Origin of the sequence: Belnapia mucosa (assembly GCF_016775475.1) — a bacterium.
GTDB lineage: Bacteria > Pseudomonadota > Alphaproteobacteria > Acetobacterales > Acetobacteraceae > Belnapia > Belnapia mucosa.
This window is the reverse complement of record NZ_JAEUXJ010000010.1, coordinates 24,737-50,142: the sequence shown is the minus strand read 5'-3', so window position 1 is coordinate 50,142 and position 25,406 is coordinate 24,737. Positions and strand designations below refer to the sequence as shown.

Sequence of the window (25,406 nt, the reverse complement as noted above, 5' to 3'; positions counted from 1 at the left end):
CCTCAGATGGCAGGCCAGGAGGCGGCGTCGCGCGGCAGCCGCCCGTGGTCGTCGACCACCTGCACCTGCTGCGGCGGCGCCGGTCCCCAGCGCCAGAACACCGCATTCACGTCGCGCGGCCCGGCACCGGGGGCGAAGCTCGGGACGAGGATGCCGGCGATGCCGCGCGCGGCGAGGCGGCGGGCGAGCTCCCAGCTCGGCACCGGCAGGCCGCGATCGGCGAGGTCGGCCCAGGCGCAGGCGAGCTCGGCCGGGGCGACGCCTTCCGCCGCCAGCACCGCCGGGTCGGTGAGGTCCAGCACCGCCTCGCAATCGACGCGATAGGCGCAGAGGGTCATGGGCTGGGCCTTGAAGGCGAAGCCCTGCTGCGCCTCCAGCCAGGCGGTCTGCAGCCGGAGCGCAGTGTAGAGCGCCGCCTGCCCCGGCGGGTTGAAGCGGCCGCCATAAATCCGCGCGCCCTCGCCGGAATCCGGCGCCCAGGCCCAGCCGGGATGATGCGCGCGATAGACGGTGGTCTGGAGCCTCAGGCGAAGCCGCCGGCGGCGATATGGGAGAGGTAGCGCTTCACCGCCTCGGCCCGGCCCTGCCGGACCAGATCCTCGGCGGTCAGGTCGCCGAAGGCGGGGATGGGCTGGGAGCGATACCAGGCGAAGGCCTGCGGGCCCGAGCCCGCCCAGCCGCGGATGCGGTTGAGGATTTCCACCATGTCGCGCAGCCGCGCCTGGGTGGCGGGCGCCTGGAGCCTGGCGGTCTTCGAGACGGCGTCGCGGGACAGGCCGGCAGCCGCGGCCAATTGCTGCCGGGTGGTGCCGAGGCTTTCGGTCAAGCGGTCTGGCATGATCCGGCCATCGGCGAAAACCCCATCGGAGAGCATGCCCTGCCCCATATCCTGACCCTGATCCGGGACAGTATATGGGGCAGGCACCCGGCGCTGCCAAGCCCTACAGGGCAGGCGCCCGGCGGTGCCAGTCTGTCTCCCGCTGGAAGGCATCGGCGGCGCGCAGCACCGTTGCCTCGGCGAAGGGACGGCCGGCGAGTTGCAGGCCGACCGGAAGGCCCCGCTCGTCGAAGCCGCAGGGGATGCTGATCGTGGGCAGGCCGAGATAGTTGAAGGGGCGCGTATTGGCCGAGACGGCCATGAAGCGCGACCAGTTCTCCGGATCGGCGTCGATATCCGTCTCGGCCAGGGTGGGCACCCGGGTCCTGAGCGTCGGCGTCGCCACCAGGTCGAAGCCGGTCAGCGCCTCGGCGACGAATTGCCGCAGCAGGGGGCCGCGGCGGGACAGCGCCTCGACATAGAGATGCGCCGGGAAGGCATAGCCGCCATAGAGGCGGGAGCTGAGATGGATGGCGTAGTCGCCAGGGGCTTCGCGCATCCAATTGGCATGGATGGCGGCACCCTCCACCCGGCTGACCAGGGCGGTATAGGCATTGATCGCGCGCATCGAGGGGGCGGCGATGCGGGTGACGCTGGCGCCGCGGGCGCGAAGCGCGGCGAGCGCCGCCTCGAACGCCGCGACGACCGGGGCCTCAGCGCCATCGAGGAAGGAGGTCTCGCAGACCGCGATGCGGAGGCCGCGGATATCGCCGGTCAGCGCTGCCTCATAATCCGGCACCGCCTCCCGCGCGCTGGTCGGGTCGCGCGGGTCGTGCCCGGCCGTCACCTTCAGGAAGCGCGCCGCGTCGCGCGCTGTCCGCACCAGCGGCCCGACATTGTCGCAGGAGAAGGAAAGCGGCATGGCGCCGAAGCGCGGGACGCGGGTCTGCGTCGCCTTCAGCCCAGTCACGCCGCAGATGGTCGCCGGCAAGCGGATGGAGCCGCCGGTATCCGAGCCGAGCGCGGCGAAGAAGAAGCGTGCGGCCACGCCGGCACCGGAGCCGGAGGAGGAGCCGCCGGTGCAGTATTCGGGGCTCCAGGGATTATGGCAGTGGCCGAAATGGGCGTTGTGGCCGGTCGGGTTCTGGGCGAATTCCGCCATGTTCAGCGTGCCCATATCGATCGCGCCGGCGGCATCCAGCCGTTCCAGCACGGTCGCGGTCACCGTCGGCCTGAAGTCGCGGCGGATGCGGGAGCCGCAGCTGCTCACCTTCCCCGCCCGGTAATACATGTCCTTGTGCATCATCGGCACGCCGGCCAGCGGGCCGGGCGCCTGGCCGGCGGCGCGGGCGGCATCGGCCCCGGCCGCGGCTTCCAGCGCCGCCTCGCGGTCGAGGCGGATCACGCTGTTGACCACGCCGTCATGCGCGGCGATGCGGGCGAGGCAGGCCTCGACCAGGGCGGTGGCGGTGACCTCGCCGGTGGCGAAAGCATCCGCCGCCTCGGTCATGGACAGGCCGGCGAGGTCGAGGGCGGCGACGGGGGCGTTCATGCTGCTGCCCCCTGGCCGGGCTCCTGGCAGTCGCGCAGCGCGGCCTCGAAGCCGCTCGGCTCCTCCTCGAAGACCATGGCGCCGCGGATCGCCTCCAGCTCGGCCAGCAGCGCGGCATGGTCCGCGAGGCCGTGGCGGGCGGCGGCATTGGGCGGGGCGATGCCGCTCCAGCGGCGGATCGCCTCCATCGTCGGCAAGGTCAGCTCGGGTTCCATGGGCTCCGTTCTCTCTCCAGGATGGGCGGAGCTTAGCAAGCCGCATGCCCGGCCCGAATTCCTGCTTGCCCCGGGCCCGGGCCGATGCCAAGCATGGCAATCATCGTTTCGGAATCAAATCATGCGCTGGCTGGCCCTTGCCCCATCCCTCGCCCTGTCCCTTTCCTTTGCGCTGCCCGCCACGGCGGCGGAGCGGCGGGAGCCAAGCCCGGCGCAGCGGGCGCAGCAGGAGAAGATGCGGAACTGCGCCACCCAGGCCAGGGGCCAGCAACTGCACGGTCAGCCGCGGCGGGACTTCATGAAGACCTGCCTCTCCGGCCGCGCGACCGGCTGATCAGCCCGCGCGCCGGGTCAGCCGCTCGCAGCTGGAATTCTCGCCGACGCCGAGCTGGATGGTCGGCAGCAGGGCGAGTGGCGGGAACAGGATGCCAAGGCCGACCGCCGCGCCGCCGCGCACCGCCAGTTCGCCCAGCTCCGGCAGGATGGAGGGGTTCTTGAAAGTCCCGCCGATACCGATCGGCGTCGGCAGGGAGCCGATGGTGAAATGCTTGCTGCTGGTCCGCAGCCAGAGATCGAGCGTCTCGCGGCCCAGTCCCGCCTTGCCGCCGCCCGTGACGACATAGCTGTCCGTGTCCAGCAGCAGGCTGCGGGTATCCAGCATGCCGCGTTGCAGGGTGAAGTCGGCGATCAGGCATTCGATCTCGGTCCGCGCCGGGATGCCGAGGGCGGAGAGCAGCGCATTGCCGAATTGCAGGCCGGAGAGATCGACCAGCAGCGAGGAGAGATTGCCGCCGACCGTCACCAGGGTCAGCCCCCCATTGCCGTTGCCGAGCAGCTCCGAGAGCGAGCGGCCGGCGCCGTCCAGCTTGCCGACGCCGCCCAGCGTGCCCGCGCCGCCCGCGCCCGCGGCGCGCATCAGCTTCGAGATGTCGATCCGGCGCAGGTCGAATTCCACCTGGGCCCGCAGCGCGCCATTCTCGAGCGGCGTCAGCACCCCCTCGGCGGCGAGCCGCCCCCGGCCGATGCCGAAAGAGACCGGATGCAGGCGGATCACGCCATTCTCGATATCGGCGTTCACCTCGAGGCTGTCGAAGGGCATGGAACGGCCCTCGATCGAGGCAGCGCGGTAGCGGAGATGGATATCGGCCGCGCGCAACCGGGGGATGCTGATCGGCGCGGTGGGCAACAGGCGCGGGCTGGCTTCGGCCCGTGCCAGGGCCTGGCGCTGCTGCGCCGTCTGGCCCGGCGTGCCGACACGGCCCGGGGTGCCGCCGATGAAGCCGCCGAGATCGGCGAGGTCCACCCGGCGCGAGGAGATATCGGCATCGAGGACCGGCCGCTCCTTGCCCGGGGTGATGCTGAAGCGGCCGCCGATATCGCTGCGGCCGAGCCGACCCTGGACATCGCTGAAGCGGAAGGCGCCGGCCTCGTAGTCGAGCTTGCCGGTGACGCGGAAGGGGGTCGTCGCCGGGATGGCAACGCCGGTGAGCGGCGCGAGCAGCGCCATGTCCGGCCCGGCGATGTCGAGGCGGATATCGGCGCCGGCCAGCTTCAGCGGGTCCTGCACCGTGCCGTGCAGATCGACCTTGGTCGGGCCATTGGCGAGAGAGAGCTGGATCGGCCAAGGCCGCTCGGCATCGCGCAGGTTGAGCAGGGCCCCGCCCTTCAGCTCGGCGTTGATGGGCTGGGCGGCATAGGTGCCGGTGGCGCGGGCGGTGATGCTGGACTCGCCGCCCTGTTGCTCCTCGGTCGCCACCGCGACGCGGAAGTCGGAGCGCAGCTTGGCGATGGCCACATGCGCCTGGCCTTCCGTGATGCGGAGATTGCCGATGCGCGGGCCTGGCGATGAGGGATCCGAGGCAGCGCCGCCGCCGAGATCGAAGCTGTAATTGTTGCTCCCATCCGCCCGGCCGATCACCTCCACCGCCGGCCGGTCGAGCGCGATCTCCGGGATGACGATGCTGCGATCCTTGATATAGGCGCCGACATCGACGGCGATGCTGGCACGCGGGATGGCAGCGAAGGGCGCATCACCCTCGAAGCCCGGCGGGTTGCCGACCTTCAGATCCTCGGCGGTGATGGTGGTGGTGCGACCGAGCGAGACATGCAGATGCGCGATCGTCACCGGCCGGCCGAGCTTCGCGCTCGCCTGCGCTTCCACGATCGGAATCAGCCAGTCCCAGCGAAACAGCACGACCAGGAGGGCGATCGCCAGAAGCGGCACGCCCAGCCCCAGTATCCAGCGCCAACGGCGCGCCATCAGCTTCCATCTCCCACCCTGTCCGGGGCAGAGCGCAGGAGGGGGCCGGGAGTTCAGTTCCCGGATCTTGCAGCCTGGCGCGTGGCTTGCATAACCTTGGCGTAACCTTCCGGGATGTCCCGCATGCCGCGCCTGACCCGTCGGACCCTGCCCTCCCTGGCCGCCGGGCTGCTGGCCTCGCCCGCCCTGGCCCAGGGGATCGGCAGCCGGACGCTTCGCTTCGTGCCGAGCACTGATCTGTTCAGCCTCGACTTCATCTGGTCCTCGAGCTCGGTGGCGCTGACCGCCTCGCTGATGGTCTATGACTGCCTCTATGGGCTCGACCCGCAGCTGGTGGCGCAGCCGCAGATGGTGGCGGGGCATGACCTCAGCGATGACGGGCTGCGCTGGACCTTCACCTTGCGCGAGGGGCTGCGCTTCACCACTGGCGAGCCGGTGACGGGCGCCGACTGCGTTGCCTCCATCGCCCGCTGGGCGCAGCGCCGGCCGATCGGCCAGCGGATGACGCCGCTGGTCGAGGAAATGCGCGGGCTGGACGACCGGCGCTTCGAGATCCGGCTGAAGCGGCCCTTCCCGCAGATGCTGCGCGGCCTGACCGAGCCCTGGATCATGCCGGAGCGGATCGCCAAGACCAGCGCCTTCACCGAGGTGAAGGAGATCGTCGGCAGCGGCCCCTTCACCTTCCTCAAGGAGGAATGGATCTCCGGCGCCAGCGCCGCCTTCCGCCGCAACGAGGCCTATGTGCCGCGTTCGGAGCCGCCGGCCTATCTCGCCGGCGGCAAGGTGGCGCATTTCGACCGGGTGGAATGGGTGACGATGCCCGACCCGGCCTCGGCCTCCGCGGCGCTGCAGCGGGGCGAGGTCGAGTATATGGACCGGCCGCTCTTCGACCTGATGCCGCGGCTGCGGCGGGCACCGGGGTTGAAGTTGCACAAGACCGATGCGCTCGGCTGGTCGGCTTATCTGCATTTCAACAACGGCATCCCGCCCTTCGACAATGTCGCGCTGCGCCGGGCGGTGCTGGCGGCGATCGACCAGGCGGAGTTCATGCAGGCGGCGGTCGGCAACGATGCCTCGCTCTATACGGCGGGCACCGGCCTCTTCACCCCCGGCTCCCCCTTCGAGACCAAGGCGGGGCAGGAGACGCTGCCGCCGCGCGATACGGCCGTGCTGCGCCGGCTGGTGCAGGAGAGCGGCTACAAGGGCGAGAAGGTCGTCCTGATGGTGCCGAGCGATTCGCCGCATCTGAACGCCATGGGGCTGGTCGCGGCGCAGGTGATGGCGGGCATCGGGCTGAATGTCGATGCGCAGATCATGGACCTTGCCACGCTCTTCACCCGCTGGCGCAGCCGCGACCGCAGCGAAAGTACCAATTGGCACTGCTTCCCCCTGTCTTGGCAGGGGGTCGGGACGGCGACGCCGGCGGCCCATGTGCCGCTGCTCGGCCAGGCGCCGGACCCGGAGATGGTGGCGCTGATCGAGGCCTGGTTCCAGGCGCCGGATTTCGCGGCGCAGAAGGCGGGGGCGGAGGCGATCCAACGCCGCTACTACGCCAACCCGCCCTTTGCCATCATGGGGTCCTATGTCTGGCCGGTCGCCTACCGGAGCAACATCCAGGGCGCGCTGGAGGCGCCCTTCACCGTCTTCTGGAACCTGCGCAAGGGCTGAGGGCGGGCGTCAGGCGAAGCGGTAGATGCGGCGGGCATTGTCGCAGAACATCGCCCGCTGCGCGGCTTCGGGATGGTCGGCGACGGCCTCCCGGAAGCCGCGATAGATCTCGTCATAGCCGGTGCAAAGACTGTCGACCGGGAAATTGCTGGCGAACATCACCCGGTCCGGGCCGAAGAGCGCCACCGCCTCCCGCACGATCCCGGCGGTGCCATTGGCCGCCCAGGGCTGGCCCGGCTGGCCTAGGCCGGAGATCTTCACCGCGACATTGGGCTGTTCGGCCAGATGCGCCATGGCGTCGCGCCAGCCCTGCAAGCCGGCGGGGCTGCGGTCGGCGGGCAGCCCGGTATGGTTCAGGATGATCAACGTCTCGGGAATATCGGCCGCCAGTTGCGCCGCCTCGCCCAGGTTCCACCAGGGGGTCTGGAGGTCGAAATGCAGCCCGTGCCGGGCCAGCAGCGCATAGCCGCGGCGCCAGCCAGCGTCGGACATCAGGGTCCGGCCGCGGCTGAACTCGGTGGGCTTGTGCCGGACGCTGCGGACCAACGGGGCGGCGCCATGCGCGGCCAGGACCTCCGGCGCATCGGCGCGGTCGAGCCAGGCCTGGGCAACGATGGCATTGGGCAGGCCATGTTGCTCGGACAGCGCGCTGGCGTAGCGCACCTCGCCGAGCGGATCGGCCGGGTCCCACTCCGTCTCGACATAGACGCTGCCGACCAGGTTCTGGCCGGCGGCATCGGCCCGGATCTCGGGCGGCAGATAGGGACGGCGGATGGCGCGGTAGTCGCCATAGCGGAAGGGGATGACACCGGCCTCGGTCAGCCAGGGGTGATGGTTCACCCGTGGGTCCCAGACATGGTGGTGGGCATCGACCACCGGGCCGGCATAGAGGCTCCGGGTCATGGCGCTTCCCCCCTTCCTTCAGGCGTGACCGTCTTTCGTCATGCGCGGGCTCGAACCGCGCATCTCCGATCCATGGCCCAGCTTGCGGCAGGGGATGGCCGGGTCAAGCCCGGCCATGACGGTAGAGGCAGGCCGAGCGCTTCCCGCGCCGCTAATCCAGCTTGATATTCGCCTCCCGCACCACCTCGCCCCAGCGGCGGTATTCCTCATCAAGCAATCGGGCGAAATCGGCGGTACTCTGGGGTGCCGGCTCGATGCTGAAGCTGCGGAGCCGCTCGCGGATCTCGGGCGTCGCGAAGCCCTCCAGGATGGCGGCGGCGACCCGGTCCAGGATCGGCGCCGGCGTGCCGGCTGGGGCCTGCACGCCCCACCAGATCATGGCGGCGAAGCCGGGCAGGCCGGCGGCCTCGGCCACCGTCGGCACCTCGGGCGCGGAATACCAGCGCTCCGGGCTCGTCACCGCCAGCAGCTTCAGCTTTCCCTCGCGCGCCTGTTGCAGATAGGCAGGCAGGTTGTCGCAGGCGAGGTCGAGCCGTCCGGCCAGCAGATCGGTCATCAGCGGCCCGGTGCCGCGATAGGGGACCTGCTGCATCCTGACCCCCGCGGCATGGCTCAGCGACTCCGCGATCAGATGGCCGGAGGTGCCATTGCCCGGACTGCCATAGACCAGCTGCCCGGGGCGGGCGCGGGCCAGGTCCAACGCCTCCCGCAGGGTGGAGACGGGCAGGTCGGGCCGCGCCACGATGCAGTTGGGCGTGTGGCAGGTGCGGGCCACCGGCGCCAGATCCCGCATCGGGTCATAGCCCAGGCGGGGATAGAGATGCGGCCCCATGGCGGCGGCGCTGATCGTCGTGACCAGCAGGGTGTAGCCATCCGGATCGGCCTTCGCCACCGCCTCGGCGCCGATATTGCCGCCAGCCCCGGCCCGGTTCTCGGCCACCACCGGCTGGCCGATCCGCGCGCCGATCACCGCCGCCGTGGTCCGCCCCACCGCATCGGTCGAGGCACCGGGCGGAAAGGGGATGACCAGCCGCACCGGGCGGTTCGGCCAGGGCCCGGCCCCAGGACCGGATTGAGCGCGCAGCAGGCGGGGCGCCGCCAGCAGAGGCAGGGCGCCCAGCCAGGCGCGGCGGGGATGGGTCATGCGGTCCTCATCAGGCATCGGCGGCGCAGTGTGCAGCAAACCCCGTGCCGCGCCAGCTGCCGGGCCGCGAGGGAACAACCCCTCCCTGCCGCGTTCTTCCGGTGCGGTGCCGGACAGCGGCGCCACACCGGAGACCAGCCGCCGCATGCCAGCCAGCCCCGCCGAGCCGCCGCCACCGCCCGCCCCGGCCAACCCGCCGGCCCTCCGTGCCCTGCTCGGCCTGGCGACCGGCGTGGTGATCGTCACCGCCCTCTATATCGCGCGGGAGATCCTGATCCCGATTACCCTCGCCGTCCTGCTCTCCTTCGTGCTGGCGCCGCTGGCCGACCTTCTGCGCCGGCTCTGGCTGGGGCGGGTGGTCTCGGTCCTGGTCGCGGTGCTGCTGGCCCTCGGCGCGATCCTCCTGATCGGCGGGCTGATCGGCACCCAGGTCGCGCAGCTTGCCGGCGAGGCGCCGCGCTACGCCGCGACCATCGAGCGGAAGGTCGAGACGGTGCGGGACGAGGCGCTCGGCCGCATCTCGGTCATTACCCGAAGCCTCGGGATGCCCGGCGGGCTCACGCATGAAGAGACCGCCCCGACCGGGCCCGAAGCGGCCCCGGCCCCCGCCGCGCCGGCCGCCCCGGGCGCCGCGCCGGGCGAGGCCGGCGGCACCATCCGCTCGCCGCTCGAACTGGCGCAGCGCATCCTTTCGCCGGTGCTCGGGCCGCTCGAGACCACGGGCATCGTCTTCATCGTGGCAATCTTCGTGCTGCTGCAGCGGGAGGATCTGCGCGACCGGATGATCCGCCTCGCCGGCGCGACCGACCTGCACCGCACCACCACCGCGCTGGACGATGCGGCGCGGCGGCTGAGCCGGTATTTCCTCGCCCAGCTCGGCCTCAACCTGGTCTTCGGCATCGTCATCGGGGTCGGGCTGTTCCTGATCGGCGTGCCCTCGCCGCTGCTCTGGGGCGTGCTGGCGACGCTGCTGCGCTTCGTGCCCTATATCGGCGCGATCCTCGCCGGCGCCCTGCCCCTGGCGCTGGCGGCCGCGGTCGATCCCGGCTGGACCATGGTGATCTGGACCGCCGCCCTCTTCCTCGTCACCGAGCCGATCATGGGCCAGGTGGTGGAGCCTTTGGTCTATGGCCACAGCACTGGCCTCTCCCCGGTCTCGGTCGTCATCTCGGCGATCTTCTGGAGCTGGCTCTGGGGGCCGATCGGCCTGATCCTCTCGACCCCGCTGACCCTCTGCCTGGTGGTGCTGGGGCGGCATGTGCAGCAGGTGGAATTCCTCGATGTGCTGCTGGGCGACCGGCCGGCGCTGACGCCGGTCGAGAGCTTCTACCAGCGGATGCTGGCGGGCGACCCGGATGAGGCGCTCGATCAGGCCGAGCTGCTGCTGAAGGAACGCTCCCTCTCCTCCTATTACGACGAGGTGGCGCTGAAGGGCCTCCAGCTCGCGGCGAGCGATGCAAGCCGCGGCGTGGTCCCGCCCGAGCAGATCGAGCGGGTCAGGGACGCGATCCGCGGCTTGGTCGCCGATCTCGCCGATCATGCGGATGCCGATCCGGCGCCGCATGGCGAGAAGGGCGCCCTGCCCTCCCTGGCCGAACAGGGCGTGCCGAAGACCCCGGCGCCGAAGGCCCAGGCGCCCGATCCGGCCGCGCTGCCCCCGGCCTGGCGGCGCGACTCCGCCATCCTCTGCATCGCCGGCCGCGGCCCGCTGGACGAGGCAGCCTCGGCCATGCTGGCGCAGCTGCTGCAGAAGCATGGGCTCGGCGCCCATGTGGTGCCGCATGAGGCGGTGTCGCGCGGCCGGATCGACAGTTTCGACACCGCCGGGGCGGCGATGGTCTGCATCTCCTATCTCGAGATCAGCGGCAGCCCGGCGCATCTGCGCTACCTGCTGCGCCGGCTGCGGCAGCGCCTGCCGGGGGCGCCGATCCTGGTCGGGCTCTGGCCGGCCGAGGAGGCGGTGCTGACCGACCAGAAGGTGCAGCACTTCCTCGGCGCCGACTACTACACCACCTCGCTGCGGGAGGCGGTGACGGCCTGCCTCGATGCCGCGCATAAGGCGAGCGCGCCGGCCGCCGAGCCCGCGCCCCGCCTGCCGGAGCCGGCCCCGGCCGGCCCGGCCCCCATTGCCTGAGCCGGCGCCATCCTGCCCTGCCCGAGACCGAGGAGACACCCATGCAGGAGACCGAGACGCAGACCCTGCCCAGCCCGGTCCCGCCCGTCCCGACCGAAAGCCGGACCTGGCTGGAACGGCTCTGGGCCGGCATCGCCGATCGCGGCCGCGCCTATGCCAATGTGCCGGCGGCCGGGCTGCCGCCGCTCGACCGCGCCCGCCGGCTCTGCGGCGCCATGCTCTCCGAACGCGGCGAGGCCTCCGGCGCCGCCGTGGCGAGGGAGCTGCTGGAGAGCATCCATGCCCTGGGCGGCGAGGACCGCGCCGCCTTCTTCCGCTTCCTGGCCGAGGAATTCGCCCCCGAGCCGGAGCGGCTGCGCAAGGCGGCCGAAGCCTGGATGACGGAACCTTCGCTCGAGGCCGCGGCCCGGCTGGCGGATGCCGCCGAACCGCCGCGGCAGGAGCTGCTGCGGCGGATGAACATGGCGCCCGGCGGCACCGCCGCCCTGGTGCGGCTGCGCGAGGAGCTGTTGGCCCTGCCGCGCGGCGATGCCGGCCTGAAGGTGCTGGATGCAGACCTGAAGCACCTGTTTGCCTCCTGGTTCAACCGCGGCTTCCTGGATCTGCGGCGGATCGACTGGCAGACGCCGGCCGCGGTGCTGGAGAAGCTGATCCGCTACGAGGCCGTGCACGAGATCCAGGGCTGGGAGGATCTGCGCCGCCGGCTGGAGGCGGATCGCCGCTGCTTCGCCTTCTTCCACCCGGCCCTGCCCGGAGAGCCGCTGATCTTCGTCGAGGTCGCGCTGGTCCGCGGCATCGCCAGCGCCGTGCAGCCGCTGCTGGCGCGCGACCAGCAGCCCGGCCGGCCGCAGGACGCGGATTCGGCGATCTTCTATTCCATCTCCAACTGCCAGGAGGGCTTGCGCGGCATCTCCTTCGGCAATTTCCTCATCAAGCAGGTGGTGGAGGAGCTGAAGGCGGAGCTGCCGCAGCTCAGCCATTTCGCCACCCTCTCCCCCGTGCCCGGCTTCCGGCGCTGGCTGGAGCGCAAGCTGGCCGCCCCGCCCGAGGGCGGGCTCTTCCTGCCGGAGGAGGCGATCGAGGATTTCGCCGCGCTGACCGAGGGCGCCTGGTGGGAGGACGAGGCGCGGCGCGAGCGGCTGCGGGCGTCGCTGCTTCGCCTCGCCGCCGCCTATCTGACGCAGCCCGCGACGGGGTCCGGCATCGATCCGGTGGCACGCTTTCATCTCGGCAACGGGGCGCGGCTGGAGCGCATCAACTGGCTCGGCAATGTCTCGCCCCGCGGCATGCGCGAGAGCTTCGGCATCATGGTCAACTACCTCTATGACCGCGAAGCGATCGAGGCCAACCACGAGGCCTTCGCGCAATCCGGTCAGGTGGCCCGTTCCGCGGCGGTGGAACGGCTGCTGCAGGCGGGGCGGGCGGCAGCGCCAGGACAATCCCGCTCGGCGCTGGCGCGTTTGCTGGGCGGGGAGGAGAAGGCCGGCGCCAAGCCCGGCTGACCGCCCCACCCGCATCAAGGGGAAATCTCCATGTCGCCGCAGGCAGCCTCCATCCTGGGGCTGGTCGTGATGTTCGTCGTCGCGACCGCCCTCCCCATCAATATGGGGGCGCTTGCCCTCGCCATGGCCTTCCTGATCGGCAGCTTCGTCGTCGGCATGCCGGCGGACCGCATCATCGCCGGCTTCCCGGGCGACCTCTTCGTCACGCTGGTCGGCATCACCTACCTGTTTGCCATCGCGCAGAAGAACGGCACGATCGACTGGCTGGTGCATCAGGCGGTGCGGGCGGTGCGTGGGCATATCGCCGCCATCCCCTGGGTGATGTTCGCGGTCGCCGCGGCGCTGACCGCGGTGGGCGCCGTCAGCCCGGCGGCCTGCGCCATCCTTGCCCCCGTCGCGCTGCAATTCGCCCGCGCCTATGGCATCAGCCCGCTGATGATGGGCCTTGTCGTCATCCATGGCGCGCAGGGCGGCGGCTTCTCGCCGATCAGCATCTATGGCGGCATCACCAACCAGATCGTCGCACGCTCCGGTCTGCCGGTCGGCGAGACCTCGCTCTTCCTCGCCAGCCTCGGCTACAACCTGCTTTGCGCCATCGCGGTCTTCTTTCTCTTCGGCGGCCGCGCACTGCTGGCCCGCCGCGCGGCGGCGGATGGCGTCACCGGCGACGAGCACGGGCCGGGCGGGCTGCCGATGTCGGGCCACGGCACCTCGGCCGATGCGGTGCTGGCCACGCCGTCGCATCCCTCGGCGGCGCGGCTCGATGCGCAGCAGGCGGCGACGCTGATCGGCCTCGCCGCGCTGGCGATCGGCGCGCTCGCCTTCAGCCTGAATGTCGGGCTGGTGGCGGTGACGGTTGCCGTGGCGCTGACGCTGATCGCCCCGAATGAGCAGAAGGGCGCGGTGGACAAGATCGGCTGGTCCACCATCCTGCTGGTCGGCGGTGTCGTCACCTATGTCGGCGTGCTGCAGAAATCGGGCGCCATCGACCAGGTCGGGCAGGGCGTCTCCGGCATGGGGGCGCCGCTGCTGGCGGCCTTGCTGCTCTGCTATATCGGCGGCGTGGTCTCGGCCTTCGCCTCCTCGGTCGGGGTGCTCGGCGCGATCATCCCGCTGGCGGTGCCCTTCCTGCAGCAGGGGCAGATCGGCACGGCCGGGATGATCGCGGCGCTCGCCGTCTCCTCCACCGTCGTCGATGTCTCGCCCTTCTCGACCAATGGCGCGCTGGTGGTGGCGAATGCCGAACCGGGTGAGCGCGAGAGCGTCTATCGGCGCTTCCTGATCTACAGCATCGTCATCGTGCTGGCCGGCCCGCCGCTCGCCTGGCTCTTCTTCATCCTGCCGGGCTGGATGTAGCTCAGGCCGCGCGGGCGAAACCGGCCCGGCGTGGCAGCAGCACACGCAGCGGCGTCGGCGCCACCGCGACCTCGACCGGCAGTCGCCCGGCGGGGTCGCCATCCGCCTGCACCGCCACCCCCTCCCCTTCGATCCGCAGCCAGGTCGCCGGGCGCAGCACGAGGCCCGGCATGTGCGGCAGCAGGTTGAGCGGCAGCGCCGCGCCATAGGCCGCTGCCGCGACCGGGCCGGAGCCACGGAAGATCGCCACCTGGAAGCCCGGCGCCGCTGCTTCGGCAGCCGGGGCCAGCAGATGCCGGCCGGCATAGAGCCGCCCCTTGCTGACGATGACCGAACTCGCCCGCATCTCGCCATCGGCGAAGACCAGGCGGAGCGGCGGGAAACGGTAGCGCGCCAGTTCCCGCACCGCGCCCCAGACATAGGCGCCGCGGCCGATGCGCTGCTTCAGCCCGAGATCGAGATGCGCGACCACGGCGGCATCGAAGCCGGCGCCGAGCATCTGCACGAAGAGCCGCGCGCTGCCATCGCCGAACCGCGCCAGGCCGGGATAGAGGCCACGCGCCTCGCCCTCGGCCAGCAGCGACGCTGCCGCCTCTGGCCGGATCGGGATGCCGAGTTCCCAGGCGAAGACATTGGCGGTGCCGAGCGGCAGCACGCCGAGCGCGGCGGTGCTGCCGGCCAGCCCGGCCGCGACCTCGGCGATGGTGCCGTCGCCGCCGGCCGCGACCACCAGCCCCTGCCCGGCCTGCGCCGCCGCCCGCGCCAGATGCTCGGCATGGCCGGGCCGCGCCGTCTCCGCTAGGTCGAAGCCGAAGCCAAGCCGGCGCAGGACAGCAAGCGCGCGGTCCAGCCGCTGCCGGCGCCGCCGCCCGGCGGTGGGATTGAAGACAATCAGCATGCAGGGGCCACGCGGCGAGGTTTCCGGCCGGGCTCATAAACCAATCACCGGCGCGTCAGAAGGGAAAACCTGCGCCTCCTTACTGTCATCTGGTTGTCATATCGCGGGCTCGTGCAGGCCAATACTGCATGGTTTCATGAAGGCTTCACGACTGAACTGTCCATATTCGCGTTACGGCCCTGCCGATGACTGTGTCCGCGGAGTCGGACCGACGAGAGCGAGGGCATGCCATGCAAGCCGACGAGGTCAGGACCCGGTACCGCAGCGTCTTCCTCTCCGACACGCATCTCGGCATGCGCGGCTGCCGGGCCGATTACCTGGCCGATTTCCTGCGCCATACCGATTGCACCCGGCTTTATCTGGTCGGCGACATCGTCGATGGCTGGCGACTGCGGAAATCCTGGTACTGGGACAGCGACCATGACGAGGTGCTGCGGATCCTGCTGAAGCTCGCGCGATCCGGCACGGAACTGCTCTATATCCCCGGCAACCACGACGAGATCTTCCGCGCCTGGCTCGGCCAGGGGCTGGAGGTCGCGGGCGTGCGGCTGGTGCGGGAAGCGGTGCATGAGGCTGCCGATGGCCGCCGCTTCCTTGTCATCCATGGCGACGAGTTCGACGGCGTCATCCGCTATGCCAAGCTGCTCGCCCATCTCGGCGACTGGGCCTATGACTGGGCGCTGACCCTGAACCGCTGGTTCAACGCCGCCCGCCGCCGGCTCGGCTATCCCTACTGGTCGCTCTCGCAATGGCTGAAGCGCCAGGTGAAGGAGGCGGTGAAGGCGATCGACCGCTTCGAGCTGGCGCTCGCCAATGAAGCCGGCCGTCGCGGCCTGGACGGCGTCATCTGCGGCCATATCCACCATGCCGAGATGCGCGAGGTTCACGGCATCACCTATATGAACGACGGCGACTGGGTGGAGAGCTGCACCGCGCTGGTCGAGCATGCCGATGGCCGGTTCGAGCTGATCGACTGGGCGCGCGAGATGCGGCTGCGCACCGAGCGGCAGGCGGCCGGGCAGCGCTTGGCGATCGCCCGTGCCTGACCAGGTCCTGACGCTGGCCGAGGCGGCAGCGGAGCAGGCGCCGCTCCGCCTGCTGATCGTCACCGATGCCTGGGCTCCGCAGGTCAATGGCGTGGTGCGGACCCTGACCACCATGGTGGAGATGCTGCGCGCGCGGGGCGACATGGTGGAGGTGGTCGGGCCGGACCGGTTCAACAGCCTGCCCATGCCGGGCTATGCGGAGATCAGGCTGGCGGTCGCGCCGCGGCGGAAGCTGGCGCAGATCGTCGATGCCTATATGCCCTGCGCCGTGCATATCGCCACCGAAGGCCCGCTCGGCTGGGCCATGCGCGGCATCTGCCGGCGCCGCGGCTGGCCCTTCACCACCGCCTTCCACACCAAATTCGCCGAATATCTGGAAGCCCGCGCCCGGGTGCCGGCCGCCTGGTCCTGGCGGGTGCTGCGGCATTTCCACCGGCCTGCCCGCGCGGTGATGGCGGCGACGCCGAGCCTGCGCACCGAGCTGGCACGGCAGGGCTTCGCCCATATCCGCCCCTGGACCCGCGGCGTCGATCTCTCCCGCTTCCGGCCGGAGCCGCGCGACGCCTTCGAGAGCCTGCCGCGTCCGATCTTCCTCTATGCCGGCCGCGTCGCGGTGGAGAAGAATATCGCAGCCTTCCTCAGCCTCGACCTGCCGGGCAGCAAGGTCGTGATCGGCGACGGGCCGCAGCGGGCAGAACTCGCGGCACGCTTCCCCTCGGCCCATTTCCTCGGCTACCGCGAGAACGGGGTGCTGGCACGCTCCTATGCCGGCGCGGATGTTTTCGTCTTTCCCTCGCGCACCGACACCTTCGGCCTGGTGCTGCTGGAGGCGCTGGCGAGCGGCACCCCGGTCGCCGCTTTTCCGGTGACGGGGCCGCTCGATGTGGTCACCGACCCGCGCATCGGCGCGCTGGACGAGGATCTGCGCGCCGCCTGCCTGCGGGCCCTGGATTGCGACCGGGCGGCGGCGCGCGCGCATGCCGAGGCCTTCTCCTGGGACGCCTCGGCGGCGCAGTTCCGCGACAACCTGGTCCGCTTCAGCCGCTGAGCGCGGCGGGGCGGCGAAGAAGGATCAAGCATGTCGAGCAGCAGTCTCCGGCGGCCTGAGGCCGGAAATCCCATCGCCAACCTGCCGCTGTTCTTCCGGCGCTGGCTGGCCGACCCGTTGCAGATGGGGTCCATCGTCCCCTCCTCCCGCACCCTCTCGCGCCGCATCGCTGCGCTGGCCGCGGCGGATGCCGGGCGGGATGGCGTGGTGATCGAGATCGGCGCCGGAACCGGCGTGATCTCCCGCGCGCTGCTGGAGGCGGGCGTCGCGCCGGAACGGCTGGTGCTGGTGGAGATCGTGCCGGAGATGGCCGAGCATCTGCGCGACAGCCTGCCGGGTGCGACGGTGCTCTGCGCCGATGCCTTTGCCCTGCCGCAGCATCTGCCGGAACGCTTCGCCGGCCGCATCGGCAGCGCGATCTGCGGCATCCCGCTGGTGCTGCTGCCGATCGAGCGCCAGCGCCGCTTCATTGAGGGCGTGGAGCGCATCGCGCCCGGCCTCGGCTTCCTGCTCTACACCTACTGCATCACCTCGCCGCTGCCCTATCGGAGGCTCGGGCTTTCGGCGCGGCGCGAGGCCTGGACGCCGAAGAATTTCCCGCCTGCCAGCGTCTGGCGCTACCGGCCGCTGCAACAGGGCTGACACAGGAATGCCAAGCCGGCGCAATGCGCGCCGGCTAGGAGCGGCGCCGGACCGAATAAGGGGACCGTTCCATGCGTCGACTGCTTCTTGCCACCACCGCCTGGCTGCTCGCCGGCCCGGCCCTCGCCGATACCCGCTTCGAGGCGACGCTCGCGGGCCATGCCATCCTGCCCGCCTTCAGCATGGCTGTGCCGCCCGCCGATGCGCCGCGCGATGCGATGGTCTCCGGCAAGTTCACCGGCCCCGGCAATACCCGCACGGATCGTCCGGGCGCCATCCCCGGCACCACCGGCCCGGCCCCGGCGGGCCGGCCGACCGGCATCGCCCTGCCCTTCATCGGCCAGCCGATCCAGGGCTTCTCCGGCATCAAGCCCGTCGCCGGCCAGAACGGCCGTCCCTCGGGCGCCTATTGGGTGCTGAGCGACAACGGCTTCGGCAACAAGCGCAACAGCCCGGATGCGCTGCTGATGCTGCACCGCATCCGCCCCGACTGGCGCAGCGGCCAGGTCGCGGTCGAGCAGACCATCTTCCTTTCCGACCCCGACCGCCGCATCCCCTTCCGCATCGCCTATGAGGGCACGGAGCGCCGTTACCTCACCGGCGGCGATTTCGACATCGAGAGCATCCAGCCGGTCGCCGATGGCTTCTGGCTCGGCGATGAATTCGGTCCCTTCCTGATCAAGGTCGATGCAGAAGGCCGTGTCCGCCAGGTGGTCGAGACCACGCTAGAGGGCCGCCCGATCCGCAGCCCCGACAACCCGGCGCTGCAGATCCCGACCACGAACTTCGAGTCGCAGCGCAGCGGCGGCTTCGAGGGCATGGCGCAGAGCCCGGATGGCAGCCGCCTCTATGCCCTGCTGGAGAAGCCGCTGCTGGCCAATGGCCAGCCCGAGGGCCGCTTCCTCCGGATCGCCGAATTCGACACCGCCCGCGGCGCCTGGACCGGCCGTGTGCTGCGCTACCGCATCGAAGAGGGCACCACCTCCATCGGCGACTTCAACATGATCGACGACCGCCGGGCGCTGATCATCGAGCGGGACGATGGCGAGGGCGACCCGTCGCTCGCCTGCGCCGCCGGCGCCAACCCGCCCGGCTGCTTCGCCGCGCCGGCGCGGCTGAAGCGGATCTATGTCCTCGATCTCGGCGCGGTGGATGGCGAGGGCTTCGTGAAGAAGCTCGGCCATATCGACCTGATGGCGATCCGCGATCCGGAGGGCCTGGCCCGCACCGCGGGCGATCGCGGGCCGAACGAGGCGCGCGACCGCTTCGCCTTCCCCTTCTTCACCATCGAGAATGTCGCGGTGGTGGATGGAGAGCACATCATCGTCGGCAACGACAACAACCTGCCCTTCAGCGCCGGCCGCCACCTGACCCGCGCCGACGACAACGAACTGATCCTGCTGCGGGTCCCCGAACTGCTCGGGGCGCGCTAGACCCGCTTCGGGGTGCGCCAGGGTGCGCGGGGCCGGGCGGCCCGGCGCACCACCTGGGCGCCGCCGCGGGCCGCGGCCGTCTCGCCGGCCATCTCCAGCGCAGCCTCGGCATCGGCGGCGACGGCCTGCTGGGTCGTCTCCTCCTGGCGCGGCGGCTCGCCGGCGATCAGCCGGGCGATGGCGCCATGCACCTCCTTCACCGCCTCGTCATGGCGGATGGCCACATGGGGCCGGCCATCGATGGTGAAGATGCGGCGCTGCATGGTGAGGCGCGCGACCTGCTCCTCGGTCGCGGGCAGGAAGGTGCAGCCTTGGGCCTTGGCCGCGGCGATCTGATCGGGGGTCAGTTCCATGGCGCCGCCATAGCACGGTGTCGCGCCGAGGTCGCTCCCCCGTCGCTGCATTCCAGCCTATCAAGAGCATGAAGGCTGGCCCCGGCCCGCCGGCCGGTCCGGCATCGGGGCGGGAGGAACAGAATGGGACAAGATACGAGACTCGGCCGGCGGCTGCTGGCCGGGCTGGCGCTGGCCGCGCCGGCCATCGCCAGGGCGCAGGGTCGCACCACCCGGGTCATCAATGCCTATAGCCCCGGCGGCACCGCCGATGTGGTCTGCCGCATCCTCTTCGCCGCGCTCGGTGCCCGGATGGGCCAGGGCTTCGCGGTGGAGAACCGGCCGGGCGCCGCCGGCACCATCGCCGCCCAGGCGGTGGCCCGGGCGCCGGCGGATGGCGCCACCCTCCTCTATGACGCGACGGCGCATTCGGTGAACCCGGCCCTGTTCGGCAGCCGCCTGCCCTATGACACCCAGCGCGACCTGCTGCCGGTCTTCCTCGCCATGGTCACGCCGAACACGCTGATGGCGAATCTGGATTTCCCCGCCCGGACCGTCCCCGCCCTGATCGATCTGGCGAAATCCCGGCCCGGCAGGCTCGATTGCGCCACCACCGGCATCGGCACCGCCCAACACGTTTCGCTGGAATTGTTCAACCACCTGGCCGGCACCCGGATCGCCCATGTCGCCTATCGGGAGATGGCCTCGGCCCGGAACGACCTCACCGCCGGGCGGGTGCCGCTGCAATTCAGCAATGTCCCGACCACCCTGCCGCTGGTGCAGGCCGGGCAGGTCGCCTGCCTCGCCCATACTGGCCCGGCCCCGGTCGGCGTGCTGCCCGGCGTGCCCGGCCTTGCCGAAACCCTGCCCGGTTTCGAGACCTGGGAATGGAACGGCGTCTTCGCCCCCGCCGGCACCCCGCCCGGGCTGATCCGCGAGCTGAACGCGGCGCTGAACGCCGTGATTGCCGAGCCCGCCACGCTGGAGCGGCTGACCGGACTCGGCGCCCTGACCCGGCCGAACACGGTCGAGGAATTCGCCGCCTTCCGGGCGCAGCAGATCGAATTCTTCGCCGGCATGGTGAGGATGGCGAATATCCGCATCGATTAGCCGCTGGCGCTGGTATCATCGGGCGGATGTCCGGTCCTTCGCCTCTCGTCATCTGCCTCGGCCATCTCGTCGCCGATCACAGCTTCTGGGTGGAGGACGTGCCGCAGCCCCCGGCCAAGCAGGTGGCGCGGCGCTACGGCCTCGGCGTCGGCGGGCTCGCGGCCAATGCCGCCATCGCGGTGGCGCGGCTCGGCGGCCAGGTGCGCTTCTGGGGCCGGGTCGGCGACGACAGCAATGGCGGAACCCTGGCCGAGGAGCTGGCTGGCTACGGCGTCGATACCTCGGCCGTCCGCATCGCGCCGGGCGCCCGCACCCCTGTCTCGGCCGTCCTGCTCGACCCGGTGGGGGAGCGGGTGGTCATCGCCTTCCGCGGCGAGGGGCTGGATCTCGACCCCGAGGTGCTGCCGATGGAAAGGCTGGGCGAGGCGCAGGCCCTGCTCTGCGACCCACGCTGGCCACGCGCCGCCGAGGCCGCGCTCCGGGCCGCGCGGGCGCAGGGCATCCCGAGCATCCTCGATGCCGAGAAGAGCGAGGCGCGGCTGCTCGCCGCCCTGGTCCCGCTAACGGACCATGCGATCTTCTCCCAGCCTGGCCTGCAGATCTTCGCCCCTGGCGTCAGCCCGGCCGAGGGGCTGCGGCGGGCGCTGGCCGCCGGCGCGCGCCTCGCTGCCGTGACGCGGGGCGAGAACGGCACCCTCTGGCTGGCGGAGGGGATGGAGGCACCGGCCGAGACGCCGGCCTTCCGGGTCGAGGCGACCAATACCTCCGGCGCCGGGGATGTGTTCCACGGCGCCTATGCCCTGGCGCTTGCCGAGGGGATGGCGCTGCCCGAGGCGATGCGCTTCGCCTCCGCCGCCGGGGCGCTGCGCGCCCAGGACGGGGAGACGCCGGACCGGGCGGCGGTCGAGGTGATGCTCCAGGGCTGATATTGAGGCTTTGCAAGCCGGGCGCCACGCCGTGGCACCCGTCTCGTTGCTATCCACCCGATTACGCATCCAGGAATCCCGAGGCCGCATGAGCACCGCCCGTCCCGCCCCCGTCTCGACCGAAGCCACCCTGCTGGCGCGGATCGGCACGGGTCCCGGCAGCGCGCAGGACTGGCAGCAGCTGGCCATGCTGCGCGCCCGGGACGGACGGCATGCCGCGGCTGCCGAGGCCTTCGCCCGCGCGGTGGAGCGCGGTGCCTCGCTGCCCCCCATCGCCCTGCCCTATGCCCAGGCGCTGGCCGAGGCCGGGCGGCCGGGAGAGGCGGTGGCGGTGGCCGCCGCGGCCCATGCCAAGCGGCCGAAGGATTTCACCCTCGCCAACCTCTATGGAGTCATGCTGAAGCGCGCCGGGCGGCTGCGGGACGCGCTGCCGGTGCTGATGACGGCCCAGCGGCTGGAGCCGCGCCGCGCCAGCGCCTGGCATAATATCGGCAATACCCAGATGCTCCTGGCCGCCTTCCCGGAGGCCGCCGCCGCCTATGCGGCCGCGCTGCGGTTGGAGCCACGCAATGCCGAGCTGCACCGCCTGCATGGCCGGGCGCTGCGCGCGGCGGGCGACCTGGCGGCGGCGCTGCCCAGCCTGGAACGCGCTGCGGCGCTCGACCCGCGCCATGTCGAGGCGGTGACGGAGCTGGCCGGGCTGCATCTGGCGATGGGCGTGCCGGACCGGGCCCTCGCCACCCTCGCCCGTGCCCGCACGGCGCTGCCCGCCAGCACCGCGCTCGACGTGGCCGAGGCGCGGCTGCTGCTCTCGCTCGGGCGGATGGAGGAGGCGCGGGCGCTGCTCGACCGCGTCATCACTGCCGAGCCAGGGCATGCGCTGGCCAATATCATGCTGGCGCGGGTGGTCGGCGAGGGCGACCGGGAGGCGGCGAATGTCGCGCTGCGCCGGGCGCTGGCGGCGCATCCCCGCGATGCCGCCGTGCTCGGCGAGCTGATCGAGAGTCTCGGCCGCAGCCGCTATGGGGATGAGGCGGCGCATCTCGAGGAATCCTACCGCCTTGCCTGCCGCCTGCAGGACACCGATCCGGACGGGGCGCAGCAGCATGTGCGGGCGCTGCGCGCGGTGTTCCAGCGCATGCTCGATATCGACCGGCTGCGCCGCACCGGCAGCCTCGCGCAGCTGGCGCCGCGCTGGATCGCCGAGGGCCGGATCACCGCGCTGCATACCGAGCTCGGCCAGGTCGAGAGCATGGAGGACCGACTGCGCATCCTCGGCTGGCATGCCGAATGGGGCCGCCGCTATGCCGCCGGCCTCGCCCCGGTGGAGCGGCTGGCGATGCCGGGTTTGCAGACCGGCCGGCGCATCCGCATCGGCTTCATGTCCAGCGACCTGCGCAACCACCCGGTCGCCTATTTCGCCCTGCCGCTGCTGCTCGGCTACGACCGGGAGCGGTTCGAGGTCTTCTGCTATTCCTTCTTCGAACGCGAGCGCGATCCCCAGCAGGCGGCGATCGAGGCATCAGTGGATGCCTTCCGCTGGTGGCCGCAGCGGCCGGAAGCCGAGATCGCCGAAGGCATCGGCCGCGACGGGCTCGACATCCTGTTCGAGCTCGGCGGCACCACGGCGATGAACAAGGTCGGCGTCATGGCCTATCGCCCGGCGCGGATCGGGGCGAGCTGGCTCGGCTACCCGCATTCGGCGGGGCTGGAGGCGATCGACCGCATCCTGGTCGACCCGTACATCAAGCCCTCCGACCCGCGACTGCTGCTGGAACAGGCTTTCGAGATGCCGGAAACCTGGGTGACGGTCAGCGAGCGCGGCTTCAACCCGGTGCCGATCGAGGCGGCGCTGCCGGAGGAGCGGCGCGGCTACCTCACCTTCGGCAGCATGAACAACCCCTACAAGGTCACTGCCCAATGCCTCGACGCCTGGGCGGCGGTGCTGCGGGCGGTGCCGGGTTCGCGCTTCCTGTTCGTCCGGCCGGAAGGCTCGGCACCGGGCTTCGTCGCCAATGCGCGGGCCGGCTTCGCGGCGCGCGATGTCGATCCCGATCGGCTGGAATTCGTCGCCATCCGCGGCCGGCACATGCCGCACTACAATTCCATCGACATCTCGCTCGACAGCCTGCCGCATGTCGGCGGCACCACGACCTGCGAATGCCTCTGGATGGGCGTGCCGGTGGTCTCGCTGGTTGGGCCCGGCTTCCCGGAGCGGCTCTCCTACTCCAACCTCTCCAATGCCGGGCTGGGCGACCTCGCGGTGTTCAGCCTGGCCGACTATGTGGCGAAGGCGGCGGAGCTGGCGGCGGACCGGCCGCGGCGGCGCCTGCTGCGCCACGGCCTCCGCGCCATGATCCGCGACAAACCGCTCGGCCAGGAGGATCGCTTCCTGCGCGCCTTCTATGGCGAGGTGGAGCGGGTCGTGCGGGCCTAATCCAGGGTGATGGTCAGCGGTGCCGCCACCCGCGTCCAGCGGGCGAGGTCGGCCCGCAGCATGGCGCCGAAGGCCGCGCCATCCGCGCCATTCGGCGCCGCGCCGAGCACATTGAGCCTGGAGCGCACGAGGTCGGAGTGCAGCGCCTCGGTGAAGGCGGCGGCCAGCCGGTCGCGGATGGCGGGCGGCAGATGCGCCGGCGCCGAGAGGCCGGTCCAGATGCTGGCCTCGAAATCCGCGACGCCGGCTTCGATCAGCGTCGGCACATCGGGCACCGCTGCGAAGCGCCCGCGGGACGTGACGGCCATCACCTTGAACTGCCCCGGCGCCACTGCCAGCACCGAGGGCACGGAGACGAACATCAATGCGATCCGCCCGGCCTGGAGGTCGTTGAAGGCCGCCGCCGCGCCGCGATAGGGCACATGCTCGACCTTCAGGCTCTCCCGCGCCTTGAGGTCCTCCATGATGAGATGGGTATTGGTGCCGATCCCGGTGGAGGCATAGGGCAGCGGCTCGCGTGCCTCCCGGGCGAAGCGCAGCAGGTCCTTCGCATCTTTCACCGGCAGATCGGGGGCGGCGAGCAGCGCCACCGGGCTGTCGGTGAGCCAGAGGATCGGGGTGAAATCCTCGATCGGGTCGTAGGTCAGGCGCCGTCCGATCGCCTTGGCGATGGTGAGCTGCCCGGCCGTCGCCAGGAACAGCGTCAGCCCATCCGGCGTGGCGCGGGCAACGGTCTCGGCCCCCAGCACCCCACCGGCGCCGGCGCGGTTCTCCACCACCACCTGCCCGCCGAGCGGGCCGGACACCGCCTGCGCCAGCAGCCGCCCGAGCACATCCTGCGAACCGCCGGGGGCGAAGGGCACCACCAGCCGCACCGGCCGGTCCGGCACCCATGGCGCCTGCGCGCGCGCCGAGAAGGGCGCCAGCCCGGCCAGGGCGAGCAGCGAGCGCCGACCGGTCAAGGCGCGACCGACCGGCCGAGCGACTGCATCAGCCGGTTCGCATTGGCGAACATCGCGATGGAATGGATCAGGTCGAGAATCTCGAGATCGTCGAGCCCGGCCGCGCGCAGCGGCTTCAGATCGGCCGCCGTCACCGCATTCGGCTCCGCCGTCAGCTTCGCGCTGAAATCGACGATGGCGCGCCGGCGTGGCGGCAGGCCAGTGCCGATGCCATCATCCAGCAGGCGCTGCATCTCCGCCGTGTCCCTGGTCAGCTCGGCGAAGCGCCTGGCATGGACCGAGGTGCAGTAGATGCAGCCATTGACGATGGAGACGACGGCGGTCGCCAGCTCGCGCTCCGCCCGCGGCAGGCCGCGCGGCGCATACATCACGCTGTTGAACAGCGCGCCACGCTCGCCGAGCGAGGCAGGGTCCTGCGCCAGCGTCAGAAAATAGGTCGAACGCCGCTGCGCCGGCGGGCAGGCTTCCAGCGCCGCGAGCTGGGCGGGGGTCGCGCTCTCGGCTTCCACGGGCGGAATGCGCGGCTCCCAGCCGACCTCCTGCATGGTGAAGCGGCTCATGCGCTGGCCTCCTCCTGCATCGCCCGCAGCCCGGCCAGCAGCCGGACCTGGAAGGGGATGAAGGCGATGAGCTGCGTCACCGCCACGATATCCTGCGGCGACATCCCCTGCGCCGAAAGGGCGTCGATTTCCGCCTGGCCGCAGCGCTCCGGGGTCTCGGCGACGAGATCGGCATAGCGCAGCAGCAGCTCGGTCCGCGGGCCGGCGGCCGGCTCCCCGGTGCGGGCGAGCACCGCTTCGCATTCCGCGATCAGGGCCGGATGGCCGCCGAGCCGCGCGACGCGCAGCGCCAGCGCCGCCCGTTCGGCATGGCTGACGCCGCCCGGATGCTCGGGCAGCACCAGCTCCCGCCAGGCGCCCTGGGTGTGGCGACGGATCGCCTCCCGCTGCAGCCGCAGCGCGGCGAGCGGCGAGCCGGGCGCGATGCCCAGCAGCCGCTCGACCAGATCATCCTCCGCCAT

At 71.5% G+C, this 25,406-nt stretch carries 24 protein-coding genes; 12 read left to right on the top strand and 12 right to left on the bottom strand.

The window, feature by feature from the left end; translation table 11 throughout:
• Positions 1 to 2 precede the first annotated feature (2 nt).
• From JMJ55_RS20550 to JMJ55_RS20535, 4 genes are all read right to left on the bottom strand, one after another.
• Positions 3 to 527: an RES family NAD+ phosphorylase gene (locus JMJ55_RS20550; RefSeq protein ID WP_202827619.1), complete on the bottom strand. Its 525-nt coding sequence runs from the start codon at positions 525 to 527 to the stop codon at positions 3 to 5.
• The gene (locus JMJ55_RS20545; protein WP_236033883.1) at positions 524 to 874 is read right to left on the bottom strand and encodes an antitoxin Xre/MbcA/ParS toxin-binding domain-containing protein; all 351 of its coding nucleotides are present in this window, start codon (positions 872 to 874) and stop codon (positions 524 to 526) included. Before JMJ55_RS20545 ends, JMJ55_RS20550 begins: the two co-directional genes overlap by 4 nt.
• Before the next feature lie 67 nt (positions 875 to 941).
• A complete protein-coding gene (locus tag JMJ55_RS20540; RefSeq protein ID WP_202827477.1) occupies positions 942 to 2,369 on the bottom strand; it encodes an amidase in 1,428 nt (475 codons plus the stop codon).
• A complete protein-coding gene (locus JMJ55_RS20535) occupies positions 2,366 to 2,584 on the bottom strand; it encodes a hypothetical protein (RefSeq protein ID WP_202827476.1) in 219 nt (72 codons plus the stop codon). The genes JMJ55_RS20540 and JMJ55_RS20535 overlap by 4 nt, the downstream gene beginning before the upstream one ends.
• Before the next feature lie 121 nt (positions 2,585 to 2,705).
• Between JMJ55_RS20535 and JMJ55_RS20530 the strand changes: the two genes are divergently transcribed.
• Positions 2,706 to 2,918, top strand: a complete 213-nt coding sequence (locus JMJ55_RS20530; protein WP_202827475.1) for a PsiF family protein — start codon at positions 2,706 to 2,708, stop codon at positions 2,916 to 2,918.
• On the opposite strand, the gene JMJ55_RS20525 is transcribed toward JMJ55_RS20530, so the two are convergent.
• Positions 2,919 to 4,844, bottom strand: coding sequence for an AsmA family protein (locus JMJ55_RS20525; RefSeq protein ID WP_202827474.1), 1,926 nt, complete (start codon positions 4,842 to 4,844; stop codon positions 2,919 to 2,921).
• A 123-nt stretch (positions 4,845 to 4,967) separates the two neighbouring features.
• On the opposite strand from JMJ55_RS20525, the gene JMJ55_RS20520 reads away from it, so the two are divergent.
• Positions 4,968 to 6,512, top strand: coding sequence for an ABC transporter substrate-binding protein (locus tag JMJ55_RS20520; RefSeq protein ID WP_202827473.1), 1,545 nt, complete (start codon positions 4,968 to 4,970; stop codon positions 6,510 to 6,512).
• Positions 6,513 to 6,521: 9 nt separating this feature from the next.
• Here the strand turns inward: JMJ55_RS20520 and JMJ55_RS20515 are convergent, their stop codons facing one another.
• Both JMJ55_RS20515 and JMJ55_RS20510 read right to left on the bottom strand, forming a co-directional pair.
• Positions 6,522 to 7,415, bottom strand: coding sequence for an amidohydrolase family protein (locus tag JMJ55_RS20515; protein WP_202827472.1), 894 nt, complete (start codon positions 7,413 to 7,415; stop codon positions 6,522 to 6,524).
• Between the two features lie 151 nt (positions 7,416 to 7,566).
• The gene (locus JMJ55_RS20510) at positions 7,567 to 8,559 is read right to left on the bottom strand and encodes a Bug family tripartite tricarboxylate transporter substrate binding protein (RefSeq protein WP_202827471.1); all 993 of its coding nucleotides are present in this window, start codon (positions 8,557 to 8,559) and stop codon (positions 7,567 to 7,569) included.
• Between the two features lie 145 nt (positions 8,560 to 8,704).
• On the opposite strand from JMJ55_RS20510, the gene JMJ55_RS20505 reads away from it, so the two are divergent.
• Genes JMJ55_RS20505 through JMJ55_RS20495 form a run of 3 tightly spaced genes read left to right on the top strand, consistent with a single transcriptional unit; the run spans position 8,705 to position 13,551 of the window.
• Positions 8,705 to 10,693, top strand: coding sequence for an AI-2E family transporter (locus tag JMJ55_RS20505; protein ID WP_202827470.1), 1,989 nt, complete (start codon positions 8,705 to 8,707; stop codon positions 10,691 to 10,693).
• Between the two features lie 41 nt (positions 10,694 to 10,734).
• Positions 10,735 to 12,195 carry a malonyl-CoA decarboxylase gene (locus JMJ55_RS20500; protein ID WP_202827469.1) on the top strand — a complete coding sequence of 487 codons (1,461 nt, stop codon included), beginning with the start codon at positions 10,735 to 10,737 and terminating at the stop codon, positions 12,193 to 12,195.
• Positions 12,196 to 12,225: 30 nt separating this feature from the next.
• Entirely contained in the window at positions 12,226 to 13,551 is a 1,326-nt protein-coding gene (locus JMJ55_RS20495; protein ID WP_202827468.1) for an SLC13 family permease, read from the top strand.
• 1 nt (position 13,552) lies between these two features.
• Here JMJ55_RS20495 and JMJ55_RS20490 read toward each other — a convergent pair whose 3' ends face one another.
• Entirely contained in the window at positions 13,553 to 14,449 is an 897-nt protein-coding gene (locus JMJ55_RS20490; protein WP_202827467.1) for a diacylglycerol/lipid kinase family protein, read from the bottom strand.
• 230 nt (positions 14,450 to 14,679) lie between these two features.
• Between JMJ55_RS20490 and JMJ55_RS20485 the strand changes: the two genes are divergently transcribed.
• The 4 genes from JMJ55_RS20485 to JMJ55_RS20470 all read left to right on the top strand — a co-directional run bounded on the left by JMJ55_RS20485 (position 14,680) and on the right by JMJ55_RS20470 (position 18,618).
• Positions 14,680 to 15,495 carry a UDP-2,3-diacylglucosamine diphosphatase gene (locus JMJ55_RS20485; protein WP_202827466.1) on the top strand — a complete coding sequence of 272 codons (816 nt, stop codon included), beginning with the start codon at positions 14,680 to 14,682 and terminating at the stop codon, positions 15,493 to 15,495.
• Entirely contained in the window at positions 15,488 to 16,543 is a 1,056-nt protein-coding gene (locus JMJ55_RS20480) for a glycosyltransferase family 4 protein (RefSeq protein WP_202827465.1), read from the top strand. The genes JMJ55_RS20485 and JMJ55_RS20480 overlap by 8 nt, the downstream gene beginning before the upstream one ends.
• Before the next feature lie 30 nt (positions 16,544 to 16,573).
• Positions 16,574 to 17,185, top strand: coding sequence for a class I SAM-dependent methyltransferase (locus tag JMJ55_RS20475; protein ID WP_202827464.1), 612 nt, complete (start codon positions 16,574 to 16,576; stop codon positions 17,183 to 17,185).
• A gap of 71 nt (positions 17,186 to 17,256) precedes the next feature.
• Positions 17,257 to 18,618 carry an esterase-like activity of phytase family protein gene (locus tag JMJ55_RS20470; protein WP_202827463.1) on the top strand — a complete coding sequence of 454 codons (1,362 nt, stop codon included), beginning with the start codon at positions 17,257 to 17,259 and terminating at the stop codon, positions 18,616 to 18,618.
• On the opposite strand, the gene JMJ55_RS20465 is transcribed toward JMJ55_RS20470, so the two are convergent.
• Complete coding sequence (locus tag JMJ55_RS20465; RefSeq protein ID WP_202827462.1) at positions 18,615 to 19,022, bottom strand: hypothetical protein; 408 nt, start codon at positions 19,020 to 19,022, stop codon at positions 18,615 to 18,617. The genes JMJ55_RS20470 and JMJ55_RS20465 overlap by 4 nt on opposite strands.
• A gap of 72 nt (positions 19,023 to 19,094) precedes the next feature.
• Here JMJ55_RS20465 and JMJ55_RS20460 point away from each other — a divergent pair, with 72 nt between their 5' ends.
• The 3 genes from JMJ55_RS20460 (at position 19,095) to JMJ55_RS20450 (ending at position 23,423) form a co-directional block, all read left to right on the top strand.
• Positions 19,095 to 20,060, top strand: coding sequence for a tripartite tricarboxylate transporter substrate-binding protein (locus JMJ55_RS20460; protein ID WP_202827461.1), 966 nt, complete (start codon positions 19,095 to 19,097; stop codon positions 20,058 to 20,060).
• Positions 20,061 to 20,086: 26 nt separating this feature from the next.
• The gene (locus tag JMJ55_RS20455) at positions 20,087 to 20,986 is read left to right on the top strand and encodes a PfkB family carbohydrate kinase (RefSeq protein ID WP_202827460.1); all 900 of its coding nucleotides are present in this window, start codon (positions 20,087 to 20,089) and stop codon (positions 20,984 to 20,986) included.
• Between the two features lie 88 nt (positions 20,987 to 21,074).
• Positions 21,075 to 23,423 carry a tetratricopeptide repeat protein gene (locus JMJ55_RS20450; protein WP_202827459.1) on the top strand — a complete coding sequence of 783 codons (2,349 nt, stop codon included), beginning with the start codon at positions 21,075 to 21,077 and terminating at the stop codon, positions 23,421 to 23,423.
• Here JMJ55_RS20450 and JMJ55_RS20445 read toward each other — a convergent pair.
• The 3 genes from JMJ55_RS20445 to JMJ55_RS20435 are packed head-to-tail and all read right to left on the bottom strand — an operon-like array spanning position 23,420 to position 25,406.
• A complete protein-coding gene (locus JMJ55_RS20445; protein WP_202827458.1) occupies positions 23,420 to 24,385 on the bottom strand; it encodes a Bug family tripartite tricarboxylate transporter substrate binding protein in 966 nt (321 codons plus the stop codon). The genes JMJ55_RS20450 and JMJ55_RS20445 overlap by 4 nt on opposite strands.
• Complete coding sequence (locus JMJ55_RS20440) at positions 24,382 to 24,945, bottom strand: peroxidase-related enzyme (RefSeq protein ID WP_202827457.1); 564 nt, start codon at positions 24,943 to 24,945, stop codon at positions 24,382 to 24,384. Before JMJ55_RS20440 ends, JMJ55_RS20445 begins: the two co-directional genes overlap by 4 nt.
• Complete coding sequence (locus tag JMJ55_RS20435) at positions 24,942 to 25,406, bottom strand: CMD domain-containing protein (RefSeq protein ID WP_202827456.1); 465 nt, start codon at positions 25,404 to 25,406, stop codon at positions 24,942 to 24,944. Before JMJ55_RS20435 ends, JMJ55_RS20440 begins: the two co-directional genes overlap by 4 nt.

Bases quoted from the DNA above. Each gene is read 5' to 3' on its own strand.
- JMJ55_RS20545 (WP_236033883.1), bottom strand. From the start codon at position 874: ATGCTCTCCGATGGGGTTTTCGCCGATGGCCGGATCATGCCAGACCGC.
- JMJ55_RS20540 (WP_202827477.1), bottom strand. From the start codon at position 2,369: ATGAACGCCCCCGTCGCCGCCCTCGACCTCGCCGGCCTGTCCATGACC.
- JMJ55_RS20535 (WP_202827476.1), bottom strand. From the start codon at position 2,584: ATGGAACCCGAGCTGACCTTGCCGACGATGGAGGCGATCCGCCGCTGG.
- JMJ55_RS20530 (WP_202827475.1), top strand. From the start codon at position 2,706: ATGCGCTGGCTGGCCCTTGCCCCATCCCTCGCCCTGTCCCTTTCCTTT.
- JMJ55_RS20525 (WP_202827474.1), bottom strand. From the start codon at position 4,844: ATGGCGCGCCGTTGGCGCTGGATACTGGGGCTGGGCGTGCCGCTTCTG.
- JMJ55_RS20520 (WP_202827473.1), top strand. From the start codon at position 4,968: ATGCCGCGCCTGACCCGTCGGACCCTGCCCTCCCTGGCCGCCGGGCTG.
- JMJ55_RS20515 (WP_202827472.1), bottom strand. From the start codon at position 7,415: ATGACCCGGAGCCTCTATGCCGGCCCGGTGGTCGATGCCCACCACCAT.
- JMJ55_RS20510 (WP_202827471.1), bottom strand. From the start codon at position 8,559: ATGACCCATCCCCGCCGCGCCTGGCTGGGCGCCCTGCCTCTGCTGGCG.
- JMJ55_RS20505 (WP_202827470.1), top strand. From the start codon at position 8,705: ATGCCAGCCAGCCCCGCCGAGCCGCCGCCACCGCCCGCCCCGGCCAAC.
- JMJ55_RS20500 (WP_202827469.1), top strand. From the start codon at position 10,735: ATGCAGGAGACCGAGACGCAGACCCTGCCCAGCCCGGTCCCGCCCGTC.
- JMJ55_RS20495 (WP_202827468.1), top strand. From the start codon at position 12,226: ATGTCGCCGCAGGCAGCCTCCATCCTGGGGCTGGTCGTGATGTTCGTC.
- JMJ55_RS20490 (WP_202827467.1), bottom strand. From the start codon at position 14,449: ATGCTGATTGTCTTCAATCCCACCGCCGGGCGGCGGCGCCGGCAGCGG.
- JMJ55_RS20485 (WP_202827466.1), top strand. From the start codon at position 14,680: ATGCAAGCCGACGAGGTCAGGACCCGGTACCGCAGCGTCTTCCTCTCC.
- JMJ55_RS20475 (WP_202827464.1), top strand. From the start codon at position 16,574: ATGTCGAGCAGCAGTCTCCGGCGGCCTGAGGCCGGAAATCCCATCGCC.
- JMJ55_RS20470 (WP_202827463.1), top strand. From the start codon at position 17,257: ATGCGTCGACTGCTTCTTGCCACCACCGCCTGGCTGCTCGCCGGCCCG.
- JMJ55_RS20465 (WP_202827462.1), bottom strand. From the start codon at position 19,022: ATGCAGCGACGGGGGAGCGACCTCGGCGCGACACCGTGCTATGGCGGC.
- JMJ55_RS20460 (WP_202827461.1), top strand. From the start codon at position 19,095: ATGGGACAAGATACGAGACTCGGCCGGCGGCTGCTGGCCGGGCTGGCG.
- JMJ55_RS20455 (WP_202827460.1), top strand. From the start codon at position 20,087: ATGTCCGGTCCTTCGCCTCTCGTCATCTGCCTCGGCCATCTCGTCGCC.
- JMJ55_RS20450 (WP_202827459.1), top strand. From the start codon at position 21,075: ATGAGCACCGCCCGTCCCGCCCCCGTCTCGACCGAAGCCACCCTGCTG.
- JMJ55_RS20440 (WP_202827457.1), bottom strand. From the start codon at position 24,945: ATGAGCCGCTTCACCATGCAGGAGGTCGGCTGGGAGCCGCGCATTCCG.
- JMJ55_RS20435 (WP_202827456.1), bottom strand. From the start codon at position 25,406: ATGGCGGAGGATGATCTGGTCGAGCGGCTGCTGGGCATCGCGCCCGGC.